The organism is Anabaena sp. CS-542/02, from assembly GCF_028331085.1.
In the GTDB taxonomy this organism is placed as follows: domain Bacteria; phylum Cyanobacteriota; class Cyanobacteriia; order Cyanobacteriales; family Nostocaceae; genus Anabaenopsis; species Anabaenopsis arnoldii.
In genome coordinates this window covers 1-19,464 of sequence record NZ_JAQMTM010000147.1, presented here as the reverse complement: position 1 = coordinate 19,464, position 19,464 = coordinate 1, and the positions used below count along the sequence as shown (strand labels likewise).

16 protein-coding genes, 1 tRNA gene and 1 riboswitch are annotated in these 19,464 nt (G+C 42.7%); of the genes, 13 read left to right on the top strand and 4 right to left on the bottom strand.

The features are described from left to right. Window positions 1–207: 207 nt before the first annotated feature. On the bottom strand, window positions 208–825 hold the full coding sequence (locus PN447_RS15420; protein WP_271763906.1) for an rRNA large subunit pseudouridine synthase E: 618 nt from the start codon (window positions 823–825) through the stop codon (window positions 208–210). 150 nt (window positions 826–975) lie between these two features. After that, window positions 976–1,072, top strand: a riboswitch (TPP riboswitch). 6 nt (window positions 1,073–1,078) lie between these two features. Here PN447_RS15420 and thiC point away from each other — a divergent pair. Next, complete coding sequence (gene thiC, locus PN447_RS15415; protein WP_271730614.1) at window positions 1,079–2,452, top strand: phosphomethylpyrimidine synthase; 1,374 nt, start codon at window positions 1,079–1,081, stop codon at window positions 2,450–2,452. A gap of 156 nt (window positions 2,453–2,608) precedes the next feature. Here the strand turns inward: thiC and pyrE are convergent, their stop codons facing one another. Both pyrE and PN447_RS15405 read right to left on the bottom strand, forming a co-directional pair. Beyond that, entirely contained in the window at window positions 2,609–3,229 is a 621-nt protein-coding gene (gene pyrE, locus PN447_RS15410; RefSeq protein ID WP_271763905.1) for an orotate phosphoribosyltransferase, read from the bottom strand. A 103-nt stretch (window positions 3,230–3,332) separates the two neighbouring features. Then, a tRNA-Ile gene (locus PN447_RS15405) sits at window positions 3,333–3,405 on the bottom strand. 162 nt (window positions 3,406–3,567) lie between these two features. Between PN447_RS15405 and PN447_RS15400 the strand changes: the two genes are divergently transcribed. Beyond that, entirely contained in the window at window positions 3,568–4,272 is a 705-nt protein-coding gene (locus PN447_RS15400) for a hypothetical protein (RefSeq protein WP_271763904.1), read from the top strand. An 87-nt stretch (window positions 4,273–4,359) separates the two neighbouring features. Further along, window positions 4,360–5,733, top strand: coding sequence for a hemolysin family protein (locus tag PN447_RS15395; RefSeq protein ID WP_271763903.1), 1,374 nt, complete (start codon window positions 4,360–4,362; stop codon window positions 5,731–5,733). Between the two features lie 28 nt (window positions 5,734–5,761). Here PN447_RS15395 and queC read toward each other — a convergent pair whose 3' ends face one another. Further along, entirely contained in the window at window positions 5,762–6,442 is a 681-nt protein-coding gene (gene queC, locus PN447_RS15390) for a 7-cyano-7-deazaguanine synthase QueC (RefSeq protein ID WP_271763908.1), read from the bottom strand. Window positions 6,443–6,503: 61 nt separating this feature from the next. Between queC and PN447_RS15385 the strand changes: the two genes are divergently transcribed. From PN447_RS15385 to PN447_RS15340, 10 genes are all read left to right on the top strand, one after another. Further along, window positions 6,504–6,686, top strand: coding sequence for a hypothetical protein (locus PN447_RS15385; protein WP_271763901.1), 183 nt, complete (start codon window positions 6,504–6,506; stop codon window positions 6,684–6,686). Between the two features lie 382 nt (window positions 6,687–7,068). Beyond that, a complete protein-coding gene (locus tag PN447_RS15380; protein WP_271763900.1) occupies window positions 7,069–8,148 on the top strand; it encodes a Gfo/Idh/MocA family protein in 1,080 nt (359 codons plus the stop codon). Between the two features lie 503 nt (window positions 8,149–8,651). After that, complete coding sequence (locus tag PN447_RS15375) at window positions 8,652–9,797, top strand: ParM/StbA family protein (RefSeq protein ID WP_271763899.1); 1,146 nt, start codon at window positions 8,652–8,654, stop codon at window positions 9,795–9,797. A gap of 5 nt (window positions 9,798–9,802) precedes the next feature. Further along, the gene (locus PN447_RS15370; protein WP_271763898.1) at window positions 9,803–10,282 is read left to right on the top strand and encodes a plasmid segregation centromere-binding protein ParR; all 480 of its coding nucleotides are present in this window, start codon (window positions 9,803–9,805) and stop codon (window positions 10,280–10,282) included. A 644-nt stretch (window positions 10,283–10,926) separates the two neighbouring features. Beyond that, on the top strand, window positions 10,927–11,778 hold the full coding sequence (locus PN447_RS15365) for an SDR family NAD(P)-dependent oxidoreductase (protein WP_271763897.1): 852 nt from the start codon (window positions 10,927–10,929) through the stop codon (window positions 11,776–11,778). Window positions 11,779–12,042: 264 nt separating this feature from the next. Then, entirely contained in the window at window positions 12,043–13,566 is a 1,524-nt protein-coding gene (locus PN447_RS15360) for a glycosyl hydrolase family 57 (RefSeq protein WP_271763896.1), read from the top strand. Window positions 13,567–14,113: 547 nt separating this feature from the next. Next, the gene (locus tag PN447_RS15355; protein WP_271763907.1) at window positions 14,114–15,166 is read left to right on the top strand and encodes a permease; all 1,053 of its coding nucleotides are present in this window, start codon (window positions 14,114–14,116) and stop codon (window positions 15,164–15,166) included. Window positions 15,167–15,238: 72 nt separating this feature from the next. Continuing rightward, on the top strand, window positions 15,239–16,006 hold the full coding sequence (locus PN447_RS15350) for a TIGR03943 family putative permease subunit (protein ID WP_271763895.1): 768 nt from the start codon (window positions 15,239–15,241) through the stop codon (window positions 16,004–16,006). A gap of 17 nt (window positions 16,007–16,023) precedes the next feature. Beyond that, the gene (locus PN447_RS15345) at window positions 16,024–17,517 is read left to right on the top strand and encodes a hypothetical protein (RefSeq protein WP_271763894.1); all 1,494 of its coding nucleotides are present in this window, start codon (window positions 16,024–16,026) and stop codon (window positions 17,515–17,517) included. A 335-nt stretch (window positions 17,518–17,852) separates the two neighbouring features. Further along, window positions 17,853–19,265 carry a hypothetical protein gene (locus tag PN447_RS15340; RefSeq protein ID WP_271763893.1) on the top strand — a complete coding sequence of 471 codons (1,413 nt, stop codon included), beginning with the start codon at window positions 17,853–17,855 and terminating at the stop codon, window positions 19,263–19,265. The last annotated feature ends 199 nt before the right edge of the window (window positions 19,266–19,464 follow it).

Here is a 19,464-nt window from a genome sequence, read left to right as displayed (position 1 = left end):
TCTGCGTACTTCCTTAAACTGTTTGGGTGCAGTCCCAGTTGTTTGACTGCTTCTCGTAGTGGTACATAAGCCATACCACTATCTGAGCATTTATGAGGATATGTAATCTATTATTAGTAAATAACTAGCTATTGACTAACCTTCATTTCCGTTCCCACCAGAGCAATTACTACCAAAAGAAAATTATTTGGCGTGACACTTCCGTAATTATATCAGATATTGGCAGCTAGGCTTGTGATTTTTAGGCAAATTATCCCAAAACTTGAGTTCTGATGGCATCAGGTCCCGCCATTCACCCAACTGTAGACCGTCCAGACTCAGATGGGCTATGCTCACCCTCACCAATCGCAAAGTAGGAAATCCCACCGCCGCAGTCATTCGCCGCACTTGACGATTCTTTCCCTCGGTCAATGTCATTTCTAACCAAGCCGTGGGGATATTTTGGCGAAATCTAATTGGCGGGTGGCGTTCAGGTAAATGGGGCGCTTCTAACAACAGTCGTACTTGGGCTGGTTGAGTGCAGTAATTTTGAATATTTACACCCGTTTCTAACTTGTTGATCGCATCTACATCAGGAACGCGCTCCACCTGCACCCAGTAAGTGCGTTCATGTCCATAGCGAGGATGAGCGAGACGATGTTGTAATTTTCCATCATTAGTTAGTAATAATAACCCTTCGCTGTCCCAGTCCAAACGTCCCACAGGGTATACATCCGGAACTGGTATATATTCCTTCAATGTACGATGTTTCGGTGTTTCCTGAGTGAACTGGCTGAGAACACCATAAGGTTTGTAAAAAATAATATATCTGTAATGGTTAGCCATAAATGCTTAGATCATATTGGGACTGATCGCCTACAGTATAACCATACTCTTTCTTCTTAGTGCCTTGACCCCCTTCCCCTACCTGGTGCGGTCGATCAAAAGGAATTGTAAACAGTCTCACCCGTATTCCTAACCCAGATGGTACAATTTCATTCATGCTAGGGGTGCCTGAAGAATCAGGCTGAGATCACACCCTTAACACCTGAGTCTGGCTAATACCAGCGGAGGGAAGCTGTTTATCGAGGAATTCAATATGCGGACAGAATGGGTTACCAAGCGTCGTGGACAGAGTAATGTCACTCAAATGCACTACGCACGCCAGGGTGTTATTACCGAAGAAATGCACTACGTCGCCCAGCGGGAAAATCTTCCTGCGGATCTCATTCGTGAGGAAGTGGCGCGGGGACGGATGATTATCCCTGCTAACATTAATCACACCAACCTAGAACCGATGGCTATTGGCATCGCGTCTAAATGTAAAGTTAACGCTAATATCGGCGCTTCTCCTAACTCTTCCAATCTTCAAGAAGAAGTAGATAAGTTAAATCTAGCAGTGAAATATGGTGCTGATACCGTCATGGACTTGTCCACAGGGGGCGGTAACTTAGATGAAATTCGCACAGCGATCATCAATGCTTCACCTGTTCCCATTGGCACAGTACCAGTTTACCAAGCTTTAGAAAGTGTCCACGGCACCATTGAAAAGCTCACCGCCGACGACTTTCTCCATGTCATCGAAAAACACGCCCAACAAGGTGTAGATTATCAAACCATCCACGCCGGGATCTTAATTGAACATTTACCTTTAGTTAGAGACCGCATTACTGGTATTGTCTCCCGTGGTGGCGGTATTTTAGCCCGGTGGATGCTACATCACCATAAACAAAACCCTCTGTATACTCACTTCCGCGACATCATCGAGATTTTCAAGAGATATGATGTCTCCTTTAGTTTGGGTGATTCCCTCCGTCCTGGCTGTACTCATGATGCCTCGGATGCGGCACAATTAGCAGAATTAAAAACCCTCGGACAGCTAACCCGCAGAGCTTGGGAAGATAACGTACAAGTCATGGTTGAAGGACCCGGACACGTCCCCATGGATCAAATTGAGTTCAATGTCCGCAAGCAAATGGAAGAGTGTTCCGAAGCTCCTTTCTACGTCTTGGGACCATTGGTAACAGATATTGCTCCCGGTTATGACCATATTACCTCCGCCATTGGGGCAGCTATGGCTGGCTGGTATGGTACAGCGATGCTCTGTTATGTCACACCTAAAGAACATTTGGGTTTACCCAATGCTGAAGATGTGCGCAATGGTTTGATTGCTTATAAAATCGCCGCTCATGCTGCGGATATTGCTAGACATCGCCCCGGTGCGAGAGACAGAGATGATGAACTTTCTAAAGCCCGTTATAACTTTGATTGGAATCGTCAATTTGAGTTAGCTCTAGACCCCGAAAGAGCCAAAGAATATCACGATGAAACTCTACCAGCAGATATTTATAAAACTGCTGAGTTTTGTTCTATGTGTGGTCCTAAGTTCTGCCCGATGCAAACCAAGGTTGATGCTGATGCTTTGACTGAACTTGAGAAGTTTTTGGCTAAGGAACCTGTAACCCAGGGTTAAGATAATTATCCTTTAATATAGTTACCAACTGGTAACTATATTAAATTCCGGTATAAATGGGCATCAATCTCAATACTCATATCAAAATTTAACCCTAAAAATCAATGAGTGCAGCAATTAAATGGACTGTTGAAGGCGAAGCCAACTGTGGGTAGTTCATTTAGCTAATGCTTGATATCGTTCTTGGAGGTCAGTGATGGTAAATACCGCCTGAAAGTTCAACCCCACGGACTGGTAAAAATCTGCCCCTCCTTGTAGTCTATCCACAAGTGAAATTACGGTATCAACTGTATAACCAGCATCCCGAAGACGATCAACAGCTTTCATCGCTGATTTTCCCGTAGTCACCACATCTTCTAAAACTATGACTTTTGCACCTGCGGGTAAATTAGGCCCTTCAATATAAGCCATTGTTCCATGTCCTTTGGCTTCCTTGCGAATAATCAGCGCCGGTATGGGGCGATTTTCATAAGCAGAAACCACACTCACAGCTGACACAATGGGATCAGCACCTAAAGTTAAGCCGGCCACAGCTTGAGTATCTGTAGGTAATACAGATAAAAGAATGCGGCCAATGGCTAAAGCGCCCTGGGGGTGGAGAGTTACCTGCTTACCATTGATGTAGTAAGAACTGCTTTGTCCAGAAGAAAGGATAAAATCACCCTCTTGATAAGCGAGTTGACAAAATAAATCTAGTAGCTGGTCGTGCAGGGTGATTAAATCAGTAGTAGCTGCACAAATATTTGATTGAGTAAAGGTTCCAGTAGTATCCGTCATTACAAAACAGGCAAAGTTATGTTACACCAAAGGTAGACCTGATCAGAGTTCTGAATCAGCATAATATGGGTTTGAATGGAGTCTTGGGTCAGGACTCAAAAAATCCAGGGTGCAGGAGTTGAACCTGCCTTGGGCGAATTATGAGTTCGCTGCCTCAACCGCTCGGCCAACCCTGGCGGAATTCCATTATAGCGTAATTTTACAGATTATGTAAAGTCCAAAATGGTGCAACCTGGTATTGATTAAGTTCTTTTCACGATTGAGGGAGACAGTTGCAATACTTTTGGTTTGAATACGCTTAGAATAAGGCAAAATTTTGACGCAATAACTTGTCAGCAATGAAAGTAAATTCCACGGCAATTCTCACTTTAATCTTATTAGTCCTGATGCTGGGTGCAGGTTCTGTGAGTGCGTTTTTAGGTTTTGAGATGGGAACCTCAGCCCTCAGAGGTGTAACAACACCAGATGGCCGCCCCACGAATAAGTTTCTTAGCAGTAGGTCCAATAACTCTCAACAGTTAGGAGTAGTACTATTGAAAGAAGATGAGATCCTCAAAACTGTCCAGGCTCGAATTGAGGGTAAAACCAAGGCTGCTAAATCAGGAAAATTAGACGAGGATGACCAGGAAACTAGAACCAGTAGACAGAGAACATCCAAGGAAAAACCCCCATCTGTGGTCGCTGAAAAACTCGAACCGGGATTTCCATTGGTTGCTGAGAGTCAGGGTGTAACTTTTGCTGTCCAATCTGTTCGCTACTCTGGGGGTGATTTACTCATGAGAGTAAATATGCACAATAAAGGTAATGATTCTGTGCGCTTTTTGTATAGTTTTTTGGATGTTAGGGATGAGAAAGGACGGACACTGAGTGCTACCACAGAAGGTTTACCAACAGAATTACCTCCTGATTCTCCCATAGCTTCAGGTACGGTGATTATTCCTACGGCTTTGCTTGATGATGTGAATCGGATATCTCTGTCTCTGACAGATTACCCTGCTCAACGACTGAAGCTAGAAGTTTTAAGTATCCCTGTAGAAAGGTAAATGAGAATATGGAATCGGGAAGATGATTATTCAATACCTGATATCAAATTCCCGCTATTTAATCCCAATTAATCCCAAAATGGGGACATGATTTTTACACGAGCTTTGGCGGTGAGTCGTTTTTCTACCTTAATTCCGACTGATGTGGGGCTGAGATTGTTGACGGTGTTATTGCTGATCGCTATTAATGCTTTTTTTGTGACAGCAGAGTTTTCAATGGTGACGGTTAGGCGATCGCGTATTCATCAGCTGGTTAAAGCTGGTGATATTCCGGCCATCGCTGTGGAGGGACTACAACTTAGTATTGAAAGGTTATTATCTACAACTCAATTAGGCATTACCCTTTCTAGTTTAGCCCTGGGATGGATTGGTGAAAGTTCCATTGTCCTATTGGTGAAGTCATGGCTAAAATCCTGGACTTTACCCATAGAGATGAATAATTTTATGGCTCATTCTCTATCAATTCCCATTGCCTTTTTTTTGATCGCCTATCTGCAAATTGTTTTAGGTGAACTATGTCCTAAATCAGTAGCTATGTTGTATTCAGAGGATTTGGCGAGATTTTTGGGGCCTTCGGTAAAAGCGATCGTCCGCTTTTTTAACCCCTTTATCTGGATTCTTAACCAATCAACCCGGTTTTTGTTGCGGCTTTTTGGTATAGAATACACCGGACAAAGTTGGCGATCGCCAGTGACTCCAGAGGAATTACAGATCATCATCTCTACAGAAAAAGAATCAACTGGTTTACAGCTTGCAGAGCGAGAATTGCTGAATAATGTCTTTGAGTTCGGCGATGTGAGAGCCTTTGAAGTTATGACCCCCCGAACTGCTATTGACGCTTTGTCAAAAGATGCAACTTTCCAGACTTTACTCGAAGAAATGACCTCTAGTGGTCACTCACGCTACCCCATCACGGGAGACTCTTTAGATGACATTCGCGGCATAGTTTATTTTAAAGATTTGGCAGAACCCTTGGCAATGGGGAAACTGACCCCAGAAACAAATATCCAACCTTGGATGCGTTATGCCCGCTTTGTACCGGAACAAACACCCTTGAGTGAACTATTACCCATGATGCAGCAAGAGAAGCCGGCCATGGTCATAGTAGTCAATGAGTTTGGCGGTACCGTAGGGTTGGTGACCCTTCAAGATGTCATTGCCGAAATTATTGGTAATGCAGGGGAACCGGACGACATGGATGACTTGCTGGTGGAAATGTTAGACAATCAAACATTTTTGGTGCAAGCCCAAGTTAACCTCGAACACCTCAACGAAGTTTTACATCTCAATTTACCCCTGACAAAGGAATACCAGACACTGGGTGGTTTTGTGCTGTATCAACTCCAAAAAATCCCCGGATCAGGCGAAATCTTCTGCTATGAAAATCTCGAATTTACTATAGTTTCAACCTTCGGACCGCGCTTACATCAAATTCAAGTACGACGCTTGGAGGCTAAATAATTGCAGTGGTCATTGGTAGATTACAACTTTAGTCTTCAGCATAAGGTAGTGGGTCTTTCAACCCCAATTCAGCAAAGGCCGCTAGCCGTAAACGACAAGAATCACAAACACCACAGGCTACATCGCTACCTGCATAGCAAGACCAAGTTAGCTCCCAGGGAACTCCCAATTGATTGCCAAGTTGGATGATTTCGGTTTTTTTTAAATCAATTAGAGGAGCAACAATTTCGATAGGTTTGCCTTCACGTCCTTGTTTGGTTCCTAGTTGAAATACTTTCTGCATCGCCTGGATATAGTCGGGACGACAATCCGGATATCCAGAGTAGTCTAGGGCGTTAACACCAATGTAGACCCTTTGGGCTGCGATCGCTTCCCCATAGCCCAGAGCAAAGCTCAAAAAAATAGTATTACGTGCAGGTACGTAGGTAACTGGAATTTTTTGCGCCATTTCTTCGAGGGATCTCTCTTGGGGTAAATTAATGGTGTCATCTGTAAGTGCTGAACCGCCCCATTGTCGTAAATCAAAATTTACCACTTGATGTTTGACTACTCCAGCTGTTTGAGCGATACGGAAGGCGGAGTCCAACTCTCGCCGATGTCGCTGCTGGTAATCGAAAGAAATCGGGTGACATTCATAACCATCAGCTTTGGCTTGATACAAAACTGTGGCAGAGTCTAATCCTCCAGATAATAGAATTACAGCCTTCATCTCACTCTCAACTTTTGGATTTTCCATTGCCAAATCACACTTCCATAAAATTCCACGAATAATGTTACAGTCCTCCTTAAGCCATCTTGGTCGAGTTTTTACTATTTTCACCACAGCCAAACAAATGTCTACACCAGCGCCTGAAAAAACTCAGACGGCTCAATATGTAAAAAATATAGATAATTGTGCAAAAATTGTTGAAGTATTTCAGCAGTGGCAATTGCGTAAAACATACCAAAACTAAAGGGTTAAGTGGATTCTTTGCAAATTTCTGTATTCTTGATAACAAAACAATATTATTTTTGAATGATTCCTAATTAAAGAGCGATCCCGCTCACTAATTACCCCAGGGTTCTTATAAGTTATTACTTACATCTTCATTGGTTTATCAAGTCAACAAAAAGACACATTATATCTTATGTTAGTAAAAAAATATTGATCAATTGCCACCTGAACACACAAGGAAAAGGTAAATTGCGGGAACTCATAAAAAACTGGGAAATTCTTCATAAATGTAGCCTCTATGTTACCATCTGGATGGTTTTCAACAGATCATAACTGGTCTTCAAGTATAAATACTAACGGCGGCAGCGCCTCTAGATTTGGTGGTTGAGGAGAGAATAATAGTGCAAGATAGCATGTCAGTGGCAGAAACTTCATATACACAGCGGAATCAAACAAAACCAATTCGCGTAGGCGTAATTGGAGTGGGCAACATGGGACAACATCATGCTCGCATACTAAGTTCAATGAAAGATGTTGAATTCGTAGGTGTGTCAGATATCAATGTTGAACGAGGTTTAGAAACAGCTAGTAAATACAAGGGACATTTTTTTGAAGATTACTGTGACCTCCTACCCCATGTAGAAGCAGTGTGTATCGCTGTCCCCACCCGCCTACATTACGCAGTAGGTATCAACTGTTTGTTGGCCGGAATTCATGTCTTGATTGAAAAGCCAATTGCTGCGAGCATTTCTGAGGCCGAATCCCTAGTAAATGCGGCCGCTGATTCTCAGTGTATTCTGCAAGTGGGTCATATTGAGCGTTTCAATCCAGCATTTAAAGAACTCAGTAAAGTGTTAAAAACAGAAAATTTGCTGGCTCTAGAAGCGCATCGCATGAGTCCTTACTCAGACCGCGCCAATGATGTTTCGGTGGTGCTGGATTTAATGATCCACGACATTGACCTGTTATTAGAACTAGCTGGTTCTCCAGTGGTGAAGTTAACCGCTAGCGGTACTCATTCTGTGAATTCTGGTTATTTGGATTACGTCACTGCTACCTTGGGCTTTGCTAATGGTATTGTTGCCACTTTAACTGCCAGCAAAGTTACTCACCGGAAAATCCGCCGCATAGTGGCTCATTGCAAAAACTCATTTACAGAAGCAGATTTCCTCAAAAATGAAATTTTAATTCACCGACAAACTAATAATAATAGTCTGACTGACCATAGACAAGTGCTGTACAGGCAGGATGGTTTGATTGAGAAAGTTTACACCACTAATGTTCAACCTCTGAGTGCAGAACTAGAACATTTTATTAATTGCGTCCACGGCGGTAATCAACCTTCGGTAGGTGGTGAACAAGCCCTGAAAGCTCTGAGATTGGCAAGTTTAATTGAGCAAATGGCATTAGAAGATCGGGTTTTAAAGCCATTAGATTGGGAATCTCACACACGGGTGCAGTCATTGACCCCAACAATTTAAAACGGGAACGGGCATCAGGCATGGGGCACAGGAAAACAAACTCTCCCCTGATCTTTGTGCCATCCCCGGCAAATCAACCAAACCAACAAGGAAAAACTCACCTAGTAACACTAGCCTTTAATCGTCTACCTGAGTAGAATACAACCAGCAATTTCTCAAAAGTCTTCACTCCATGAAACTAAAGTTAGGCTTTGGACTATTTAAAGCCAACCCATCAAAGACCAAGTAACAAAGTCCGTGTGATTCATGTGACGATTCTCTAGTTGACCCATTTATCTGCTACTATCCAGGAAAGTTGTTGAGTAAAAATGTCGAGAAAAGTATAGCTGACAATGAATTATGGGAATTGACTAACTCAACCTCCCCCCAGGAGATCAGGAAAACACTGATTTCATAGGCAAGGTAGCAGAGCAATTAATATTGCTCTCTCTATACTACAAGTCCGCACATTAATTTCTGTCACTCAGGCATTAGCAAAAGTTAAATCAGGATTAGGAGCTTTCATGACAGACCAACCTTCCGCAGCTACCCCAATGAATGCCGCCGCCATACCTTTAAATAAGGTGTCAGCATCTACCCCGATGAATACCAACCCTCCTGCTAATAGGTCAAGTATTAGCGGCAAAAATATTCTCAGTGTTGATTTAGGTAGAACTTCTACTAAAACTTGTATTAACCGTGAACCAGCTGATGTGGCGTTCATACCTGCCAATGTTAAGAAAATGTCTATGGAAGAGGTTAAAAGTGGCGTTTTTGAAGCCAAGGCTACTGACCCTCTCATGGATTTATGGCTGGAGTATCAAGGTAATGGATATGCTATTGGTCAGCTAGCAGCCGACTTTGGTGCGAATTTGGGTGTTGGCCAGTCTAAAGTAGAAGATGCACTAGTCAAGGTTTTGGCCTGTGCTGGCTACTTTAAACTCAAAGATGAAATATCCGTCATCATGGGTCTGCCTTTCCTGTCTTTAGAACAATTTGAAAAGGAAAAAGCGCAGTTAACCAGTCAAGTTACTGGACCCCATGTGATGAACTTCCGAGGGGAATCCGTATCGCTCAATATTAACAAGGTTTGGGTCATGCCAGAAGGATATGGTAGCCTGCTCTGGTCTGAAGCTCAACCTAAGACAGGCGCTAGGGTTCCAGATTTCACCAAAATCTCGGTCGCAATTGTTGATATCGGACATCAAACCATTGATATGTTAATGGTAGATAACTTCCGTTTTGCCCGCGCTGCTTCTCAAAGTGAAGAATTTGGCATGAACAAGTTCTATGAAATGGTAGCCGCCGAAATAGAGGGATCTGATAGTCAATCTTTAGCCCTGATTTCTGCTGTCAATAAACCCAAAGGTGAACGCTTCTATCGTCCTAAAGGTGCCGGTAAGCCCACTAACCTGGATGATTTTCTCCCTAACCTCATAGAAATGTTTTCTCGAGATATTTGTCATCGTGTCTTAGCTTGGATACCAGAGCGGGTCACTGATGTCATTATCACTGGAGGCGGTGGTGAATTTTTCTGGGACGACGTTCAACGTTTACTCAAGGAAGCCCAAATAAATGCCCATTTATCCGCCCCTTCCCGCCAGGCTAATAGCTTGGGGCAATACATTTATGGAGAGGCGCAATTGTCCGCTCGATCTGCTAGGTCTTAAAACTGATGTTCCAATGGCCAAAAAAGGTAGTTAAATCTGTCACCTTCAACCCATCGGTTGCCGATGAAAGCTTGTTAGCAGTTGTAGAGGATTGTCTGGAAAAATTGCCTGATAAAACTTTTAGCGACATCTGTAAGCAGGCTCTATGGCAATCTTTGTGTATACCGGAGACTGTAAAACCTAGTCCAAAAACAGTAGCAACAGATTCACTAGAAAAAAAAATCGATGAGTTGCAACGTCAAGTGGCTGACCTAGAGGAACGTTTTTTCCCAAAACAATCTCATCGTTTGGAGACTATAGAATGCCATATTTTGCAACTTACGCAACAAATGGCATATGTAGTAAATATGCTTAGTGAGGGTTCAATGATTGAGTCTGCAAGCACACCAGATATACCAGTATCATATACTACTGATGAGCATCAACCCCCAGAAGAGGTTGATCCCGTGCTCCAACGCCTAAGTCAGTTTCTGGATGACTTTTAAATAATTACCTGTAATTTCCCTCGGCTCTATAGGCTGGATCACTAAGCGAGTCAAACGCCAACATCCTTAAGACGTTTTTTGGACTATCCGAGAAAATCTTGGGGATGTTTTATTTTTTAAAATAATTCACTTGATGTTTACGTAATAAATACCAGGTTGAAGGATATTGATTAGTATAAAATTTGATATCTTACTTCTTTGATCTAGAAACTGACCGGGAGTGGGAAGTGGGCCAACCAAGAACACCTTTTCCTAGTTTTGACTCTTCTCCATACCCTAGGAATATTACCCATCAAATATATAATTTTCTTTAAGAATTATTAAGAAATTCTTATTAAAAAATATTGCAATAACTTGATTTAGTTGTTACTGTGTGTATGGCAACAACGCTGATGAACGCTCTGAGATTTAGGAGAGAAAAACCTATGAGCTACATTCACTCCGGCAATTGTGTGAAATTTTGATTGTTAATCTGACTGAAAACCCAGGTATTTGTGCCTTTTAGTCCAGGAATATTTCGTTGCCACAAGCTTATTTACCAACGACTGATTATTTGTCTTACCTTGTCCAAGCTAGTAGCTCTGATTGTGTCTATCCGCAATCACTAAGACTAGGGTAAGACACCATTTTGGAGGTCATAACCGATGAATATTCGAGGTAAAGTCGCTCTGATTACTGGGGCTTCCCGTGGTATTGGTAAGGCGATCGCTCTGAAGCTGTCCCAACAAGGTATCAAGCGGTTGATATTAGTAGCACGCGATGGGCAAAAATTAACCGCCGTCGCTAACCAAATCGAAGCAATGGGCGTAGAAACCACAATCTTGTGCATCGATTTAACAAAAACAATTGAAGTTAATATTGCCGTTGCCCAATTGTGGCGCAACTATGGCCCAATTCATCTCCTGGTTAATTGTGCGGGCGTAGCATATCAAACCTCATTTTTACAGACCAAACTACCCCAGGTTCAAGAAGAACTCTCGGTGAATTTATTGGGAATGTACAACCTCACCAGCCTTATAGCCCGGCGGATGGTCAGCCAAAAACAAGGAACAATCGTTAATGTGTCAAGTTTGATGGGGAAAGTAGCAGCACCGACAATGGCCACTTACTCAGCTACCAAGTTTGCCATCTTAGGATTTACCCAAGCCTTACGTCGCGAACTGGCTGAACACAACATCCGAGTCCTCGCCTTATTACCTTCCCTCACAGACACAGATATGGCGCGGGACTTAAAATTATTTCGCTGGGTGATCCCTATGAGTTCCGAAGCAGTAGCACAAGTACTCGTCTCTGGATTGCAAAAAGATACACCAGAAATTTTAGTGGGTTGGCAAAGTCATTTAGCCGTGTGGTGTCAACGCTTGGCCCCTTGGTTACTAGAGATAATTTTACAAATCGCCACTCCGCCAACCTTGACAAAACCACAGCCTCCGGCAAAACCGAGTTTTATGACCAAAATTTATCGTTTTAGCGATTTATTATGGTCAAAAACCTAAATTATCTCTCCAGTTAAATTCTCACAATTTGATACTGCGGTCAATAAATTTTACCTTTCAGATCAAAAGGGCAACATTCCCAAAAATAGAACCTATTGACCGCAATTCGCACTCATTTACCCCAAGCTCACCAATAATTCGTATTTTCGGCACAAGAGTAACAAACTTCATAACCGACTCAAACAAAAAGATGGGAATATCTTTGTAAGACCGCACCGATGATAATTAGCGCCTTGTTGCCCATCTCGTAGTTGTTCATGGAAAATGAAATTGCCTACCACACTTACTTCAGTACCGGAAATCATAGACGAATTACCGAATATTTCTGGTTGGGAAACAGAAGTCTTCTCTGTAGTTAACCATGATGCGCCTGTATTTTTACCCTCAACAAATATCCACTTAGAGGATGTAAATGCAGTCTTTGCGATCGCCCTACATATGCACCAGCCAACCATACCAGCTGGACCCAATGGCGGATTAATCAGCAATCTGCAATATATGTTTGAACATTCTCACGAAGGGGACAACCATAACGCAGCAGCTTTCGCCTATTGTTACAGCCGTATGGGGGACATGATCCCCGAACTTGTCCATCAAGGTTGCAATCCCCGTGTGATGTTGGATTACTCTGGTAATCTTTTGTGGGGACTCAGACAAATGGGACGTAAGGATATTTTGGATAATCTCAAACGAATCACCTGCAATCCCACCTATCAACCCTATGTAGAATGGCTCGGGACAATGTGGGGTCATGCTGTCATTCCTTCCACACCCATACCCGATATTAAATTGCATATCCTGGCATGGCAACATCACTTTGCTGCCATCTTTGGCTGGCCAGCATTAGCAAGAGTCAAAGGATTTTCCCCCCCAGAAATGCACCTACCAAATCACCCGGATACTTTATTTGCATTTGTCAAAGCTCTCAAGGAATGTGGCTATCGTTGGTTACTTGTACAAGAACATTCTGTAGAAAGAATTAGCGGTGAATCTCTGACCCATAAGCACTTACCACATCGTCTGATAGCCCGCAATTCTCAAGGTGAAACAATTAGTATTACAGCCCTGATTAAAACCCAAGGTTCAGATACCAAATTAGTGGCTCAGATGCAGCCTTACTATGAAGCCAAAACTTTAGGTAAACAACAACTAGCAAATATCATAATACCACCAATAGTCAGCCAAATTGGCGATGGTGAAAATGGTGGTGTGATGATGAATGAATTTCCTAGTGCTTTCAAACAAGTTTGGAAAGATATGGCAAATCAACGAGGAGGTAAATCTGGGGTTGTTGGGGTCTGTGGTACAGAATACTTAGAATTATTGGCAGCCGCTGGTTGTCAAACCAAAGACTATCCCACCTGTCAGCCACTAGGACAACATCAAATTTGGCAGCGAGTTTCACCTGAAAACTGCAACCCTGATGGCTGGAGTGGCGTAGCCATAGCTGTAGAAATTGCCATTCAAGAATTAAAGCAAATCAATCCTAACTTTCACATGGATGGAGCCTCATGGACTAATCATATTAGTTGGGTAACAGGATATGAAAATGTGCTCTCACCCATGGATAAATTAAGCAGTTTATTTCATCAAAAGGTTGAGAATATATTGCCCACTAATTCAGTGGAATACCGTAATCTCCTTTTACATAACCTTTTGCTACAAACGAGCTGTTTTCGCTACTGGGGACAAGGTTCATGGACAGACTATGCGCGCAATATTTACCAAAGAGGAGAAAACTTGGTGCAAATACTCTCTGACTCTGATAATTCACCCGACTTGGTTTGACACTCCTCTTGTCTAAAGACCTACCGTTAATTTCATGTGGTTAAGGTAGACAATGGCGGGTATGACTTCTACTGACTTTGTGGAAGTATACCCACCACACAAGAGTTTTACAAGGATTTGAAGTAATTTAATTTTTTGTGTGTACACCGCAGAGCTTTCAAGCATGCAAGATGTTAACGCGGAATATTTAAACAGTATGAACAGTTTATGAAATTTCAGGTAAGATGACATCCTGAGCCAGTAGCTCAAACCAAGTATAAACATTAGTCCATGAAATCTCACTCGCCTAGATGTTTATTCCCCCAAACTGGGAACAATTTAAGCAAGGGGACAATCTGACTATTAGTCAGCATCAGTAAATGCACACATTTGAGCAAAACTATCCACAACTCCCTAGCCTTCATCATCCCTTAAGGGTAACTAGAAACAAAACACTAGTTTCCTGTTCCCATAAGCTTGGTTTACCCATAGATGCTTTTGATCCCCATTCCGATAGAATGTTTAAACATAACCTAAAAACTTTCAAACGCTTTTGACTGCGACACCCATGAATCAACTGAACAATGGTTTCACTATATTTCTGAGTTTGCTAGTCGAGGCGATGCCATTTTTGCTGTTGGGAGTTTTATTCTCCAGTGTGCTGCTAATTTTTATCGATGAGCGGCAATTAGTAGCGAGAATGCCTCAAAATGCTGTACTGGGCGCTTTAGCAGGTAGTCTCATCGGTTTTATGTTTCCGGTATGTGAGTGCGGTAATGTCCCCGTAGCGCGGCGGTTGCTGATGCAGGGAGTACCCACACCCGTGGCTATTGGTTTTTTGCTAGCAGCACCGACCGTTAACCCAATTGTGATTTGGGCAACTTGGTTAGCCTTTCGAGACCAGCCAGAAATAGTAGTTTTACGAGTGGTATTTTCTCTATTAATTGCCGTAATTATTGGCCTGGTTTTCAGTTTCCAAAAAGATATCAATCCCCTTGTTCAGCCAGCGATCGCTCGTTATCTCAAATTTAACCCACCCCAGCATTCAGAAACTAAACTCCCAGCTGGAGGTGACGCAAAACCAAGCAGAGTAACCACTACATTCAAATCTGGGACTTATATTTTAGGAGGAAAAGCAGGACTGACCATAAGGTTAGATCCTAACTTATTACAGTCTACTAACCCAGAACAGGTGAGTTCCGGTAAATCTGTCATGGATAAACTACAACTGGTTTTGGACAATGTCATCCAAGAATTGCGAGAACTAGGCGGCGTGATGGTTTTAGGTAGCGCGATCGCAGCTTCTGTGCAAGTATTTGCTCCCCGTGAATTAATCCTCAGCCTGGGTGCGGGACAGGTTAGCTCAATTGTAGTCATGCTGATCTTAGCCGCAGTTGTATCCATCTGTTCCACCGTCGATTCGTTTTTCGCTCTGTCATTTGCTTCGGCTTTTAGTAGTGGTTCCCTGTTGGCATTTTTAGTATTTGGCCCTATGGTTGACATTAAAAGTGTGGGATTAATGTTAACTGTTTTTCATCCCAAAACTATATTCTACTTATTTGCTTTAGCCGCACAGTTGACATTTTTGTTCACCCTGTTCATGAACCTATATGTGCTTTGAACCTTGGACTTTATTAAGTTGTCAGTAGGTTTTTTTCTTCTCCACTGACTACTGACTTATCACCGTTGAAAAATGGCTAGAAAAACCAAAATTCCTCTGCAAAATATCTTATTCCCCTGGCTAGATGCTTTAGCGATCACCAGTTGGGGGATTTTGATGCTGCAATACTGGCTATCAGGTAAATTGTACTTGTTGATTCACCCCAATTTCTTTGGTTTAGTGATCGGTTGTGGTATCGCTTTCCTGATCATTGGGTTGTTGAAGATGCGAGAGATTTGGCGAAAACGCCGCCTGGCTAATACATCTAATATTCAGCACATGAACTTATTTCCCCCCGGATGGGGTAGTGCTTTATTATTAATAGTTGCGATTTTGGGTTTAATCATTACACCCCGGGTTTTTGCTAGCGACACTGCCATCCAGCTGGGTGTGACTGATTTATTATCCACCGGACGCGTTCAACCCCAGTCCTTTCGCCCTTCTATTCGCCCAGAAGATCGCTCACTTGTGGATTGGGCGCGGACACTTAACGTTTACCCAGAACCAGATTCATATACAGGTCAAAATGCCAAAGTTCAGGGATTTGTGGTTCATCCACCCAACATAGGAGAAAACTATATTTTTCTGGCGCGATTTGTGCTTACTTGTTGTGCAGCAGATGCCTATCCTGTAGGATTGCCAGTCAAACTACCAGAAAATCAAGAGCGCTATCCCCCTGACACTTGGCTGGAAGTAGAAGGAAAAATGATCACAGAAGCTCTCGCTGGTAAACGTAACCTGACTATTGCTGCTACTTCCATTAAAGAAATTCCCCAACCTCGGAATCCTTATAGTTATTAATACTTAATCACTGAAAAATGGCTACATCCAAAACCTTGATCCAACCACTAGATCGCGTGGCGATTTCACTGATGCTGCTGGTGAGTCTCCTGATTGGATTCATGATATTTAAAGGTGATGTGGTGGCAGCTAGTGTCCGGGAATTTACTTGGCAAAATCAACAAATCGGAGCAGATGATATTGCCTTCACTCTCAACTTTAGCCGCCCTATGGACGTTCAAAGCGTCGAGGAAAACTTGAGAATTGAACCGCCCCTAGCAGGTAAAATTAGTTGGGCAGGGCGGCGCATGGTTTATACACTGCTGACACCAGCACCCTATGGTACAAATTATCAAGTGCGGTTGCAAGATGCCAGAGATAGGTTTGCTATACAAGAAGGGAAAAATCGCGTTATCCAGCCCTTTGTTGGTAACTTTAGATCCCGCGATCGCGTGATTATTTACATAGGGGCCGATGCAGAACATCAAGGTCAGTTAGTTCTTTACAACTTAACTCAAGTGAAAAAGAACATACTTACCCCCAAAGACCTAATTGTCATGGACTTTAAGCCATTTCCAGATGGGGAAAAAATCTTATTTTTGGCTCGCACCAAAAATAACCCAGACTTACTCTCAGCTCAATTATATACTGTAACCACAGGTATTTCTGCACAACCTGCAACACCAGCAGAACCACCAGGTAGAATGGACCTGCTGTTAGACAATAAGCAATATCAAAACCTCAAATTTGACTTATCCCCAGATGGTAAAACAGTTGTGGTTCAACGCGGGAACAAAAATAATCCCAGCGATTTTGGGTTATGGTTTATGTCCAGCACTAGCAATACCAGAGAAAGACAGACCCCCCAACGCCTCAAAAGTGAACCAGGGGGAGACTTTATGATCACTCCTGATAGTCAAGCCGTCGCAGTTGCTCAAGGTCAAGGGGCGGCGATTTTACCAATACAAAATGATGGCACCAAACCTCTCGATTACCTCCCACAGTTCGGGTTAGTACAGTCTTTTTCCAAAGATGGCTCTCAAGCAGCAATGGTCAAATTCAATACAGATTATACAAGAGACCTGTTTTTGGTAACCAATCAAGGCATCCAGAAACTCTTGTTAAAAACCACAGGTTCTATTCACAAGTGCCAATTTGACCCAGCTTCACCAACTCTCTATTGCTTGCTGACACAGCTCATATCTGATGAAGAATATATAGAACAGCCTTATGTAGTCGCAATTGACCTAAAAACTGGAGAACAAAAACCACTATTATTACTACCCACTGAACAGCGGAACGTGCAAATGAGTTTAGCACCAGATGGTTTAGGCTTGCTCTTTGATCAAGTAACAGCACAAGTAGATCAGCAGCCCTTATCTGCAAGTGTACTCAAAACACAAGATGGAGAAGCGATCGCTACTAGTAGCCTGTGGTTAATGCCTTTATTGCCTATTGATGATACGTCACAGACTACAATCAAACCAGAGAAACTACCTTTCGTAGGATTTCATCCCCGTTGGTTGCCTTGAAGCATAAAATAAATAACATTCATAAATGTGAATAAAAGTCAAGTAACTGAAAATCATTTCTCACAATCTGTCATCAACCCTGTATATTGGTAGTGTTTACACTAAAATCTGCCGTGATTCTGATAGCTTTTGTGGCCTAGCCATAGGGTAATGTTGTCACTCACCCCTGCCTGATAGCTTGCGTGGACTAGACCCTAGGAACCCTAATCCTGAAGGAATTGGTCATAGCTGGAATGGAATCCCTAAATTTTGATAATTCGCGACAACCGATAGCTTGCGTGGCGTAGCCATAACGGCTAATCTGTCCATTTTACTTCATTGTACCTCCTGACAATATGGCAAATACACAATTGCAGATCCTCACACCTGCGGTAGAAGCAGAGCCAGAAGTACACACTCCTGACTCCCAGACAAATAAAAACCCCTCAAACTGGGTCGAGACCCCTAACATTCAACAAGAAATACTTGTAGATAGTGAAAATGTAGAGGAGTTGCAGACAATTTCTCTACAGGCATTGAACGAAGAATTGCGAGGGGCAAATAATGACTTGTATGAGCAGCTAGAGCATCTCAAAGATCAGCTGGCTGAATCAGAAAAGGCTTTGCAGTGGCAGAAGAGGCGTTCTAGTGTCGCCGAGTCAATGTTGAACCAACACACGCAAGAACTGGGCGCGGCTCAACAACAAATTAAATCTCTATTCCAAGAGTTAGAAACGGCTGTACAAACCATTCAACGCCAAGAAAACTATATTGAAACTTATAAAGCAGAATTACACATTAGCCAACAACGCCTGGCTAAATTAGAGCGAGAATGTGCGCTGCTGCAAACTAACTATAACGAACAGTCTCAACAGGTATTGCAATCGGAAAATGCCTGTCGAGAGCTACATAGTAGGCTCATGCGACAACAACGCCAGACCCTGCAATTCAAAGCTGCTCTCGAGAAATGCCTAGAGACACCGGTGGTTAATGATTCCTCAGACTATACAGCCAACCACCAAACGAGATTTTCCCGAAAGGCTCGGTCTTTGTTGCCTAATGTCCAACCTATTCGACCTTGGTCAGCAGAATCAGAATCTTTCACAGACCAATTTGATTCTTCTGGGAATCAATCTATAGACCCCTGCAGCAATCTATCTGCCTCACCTCCATCTAGGAATGATAATTCTCCATCAATTCAGCAAGACAGGCCGGCTCCCTCTCTAGAAGAACCAGCGCCCACACAACCATCTGCTCCACTTGAAGACTCGGCGAGTACATCAGAAAGTATTTCATCTGTAGATTCATCAAAGCTAGATACTCAATTGGATACTCTAATCCAATTGTTTTTTACTAGTGAGCCAAAATCTGCCTCACTAGCCCCTGCTGAGATGGATGTAGACAGTAATCAAACTGAAGCACCTATCTGGGAGAGTATGGACACAACTGGGGAAAGTGATGGAGCCAGGTATCCGACAAAGGACAATCAGCAATTGGAAATACTTCCAACAGAAGAACATTCCCCAGAGTCCTACACTTTGCCTGATAGCTCCCCTAGGCAACCCATAGAATGGGAAAAATATTTGTTAGAAAACTCACGATTGTATCAACCCGATTCCACCTCAAATGATTTTGGAGATGACGCTAACGATGCGAAATCACCATCACCCCTGGTTGATCGCCAGCGTGATCCAAAAGTGCGCAGGTCTTTATTATCAGTGGAACTACCGAATTTATCGAAGAATCGTCAAGATAATAACTATCACTAATAGTGAGCTAGTCCTAAGCTGACTATTTTATAGACAAAACTATACTTATGTTCACAAGAATTGACATAAGTGAGTTAAGAAAATCGCCCACTTGATATATAATCCTACGATATCAAGTATTGAATTAAGACTATTGCCAACGCGAAAACCAAGCAATGATAGCGGTAGTCTTTCTTGTAAATCTTAAGAGAAATATCGC

Coding starts and splice junctions, on each gene's coding strand:
- PN447_RS15360 (WP_271763896.1), top strand. CDS start 12,043: ATGAAATTGCCTACCACACTTACTTCAGTACCGGAAATCATAGACGAA.
- PN447_RS15345 (WP_271763894.1), top strand. CDS start 16,024: ATGGCTACATCCAAAACCTTGATCCAACCACTAGATCGCGTGGCGATT.
- thiC (WP_271730614.1), top strand. CDS start 1,079: ATGCGGACAGAATGGGTTACCAAGCGTCGTGGACAGAGTAATGTCACT.
- queC (WP_271763908.1), bottom strand. CDS start 6,442: ATGAAGGCTGTAATTCTATTATCTGGAGGATTAGACTCTGCCACAGTT.
- PN447_RS15365 (WP_271763897.1), top strand. CDS start 10,927: ATGAATATTCGAGGTAAAGTCGCTCTGATTACTGGGGCTTCCCGTGGT.
- PN447_RS15350 (WP_271763895.1), top strand. CDS start 15,239: ATGGCTAGAAAAACCAAAATTCCTCTGCAAAATATCTTATTCCCCTGG.
- PN447_RS15340 (WP_271763893.1), top strand. CDS start 17,853: ATGGCAAATACACAATTGCAGATCCTCACACCTGCGGTAGAAGCAGAG.
- PN447_RS15400 (WP_271763904.1), top strand. CDS start 3,568: ATGAAAGTAAATTCCACGGCAATTCTCACTTTAATCTTATTAGTCCTG.
- PN447_RS15370 (WP_271763898.1), top strand. CDS start 9,803: ATGTTCCAATGGCCAAAAAAGGTAGTTAAATCTGTCACCTTCAACCCA.
- PN447_RS15375 (WP_271763899.1), top strand. CDS start 8,652: ATGACAGACCAACCTTCCGCAGCTACCCCAATGAATGCCGCCGCCATA.
- pyrE (WP_271763905.1), bottom strand. CDS start 3,229: ATGACGGATACTACTGGAACCTTTACTCAATCAAATATTTGTGCAGCT.
- PN447_RS15355 (WP_271763907.1), top strand. CDS start 14,114: ATGAATCAACTGAACAATGGTTTCACTATATTTCTGAGTTTGCTAGTC.
- PN447_RS15395 (WP_271763903.1), top strand. CDS start 4,360: ATGATTTTTACACGAGCTTTGGCGGTGAGTCGTTTTTCTACCTTAATT.
- PN447_RS15385 (WP_271763901.1), top strand. CDS start 6,504: ATGTTACAGTCCTCCTTAAGCCATCTTGGTCGAGTTTTTACTATTTTC.
- PN447_RS15420 (WP_271763906.1), bottom strand. CDS start 825: ATGGCTAACCATTACAGATATATTATTTTTTACAAACCTTATGGTGTT.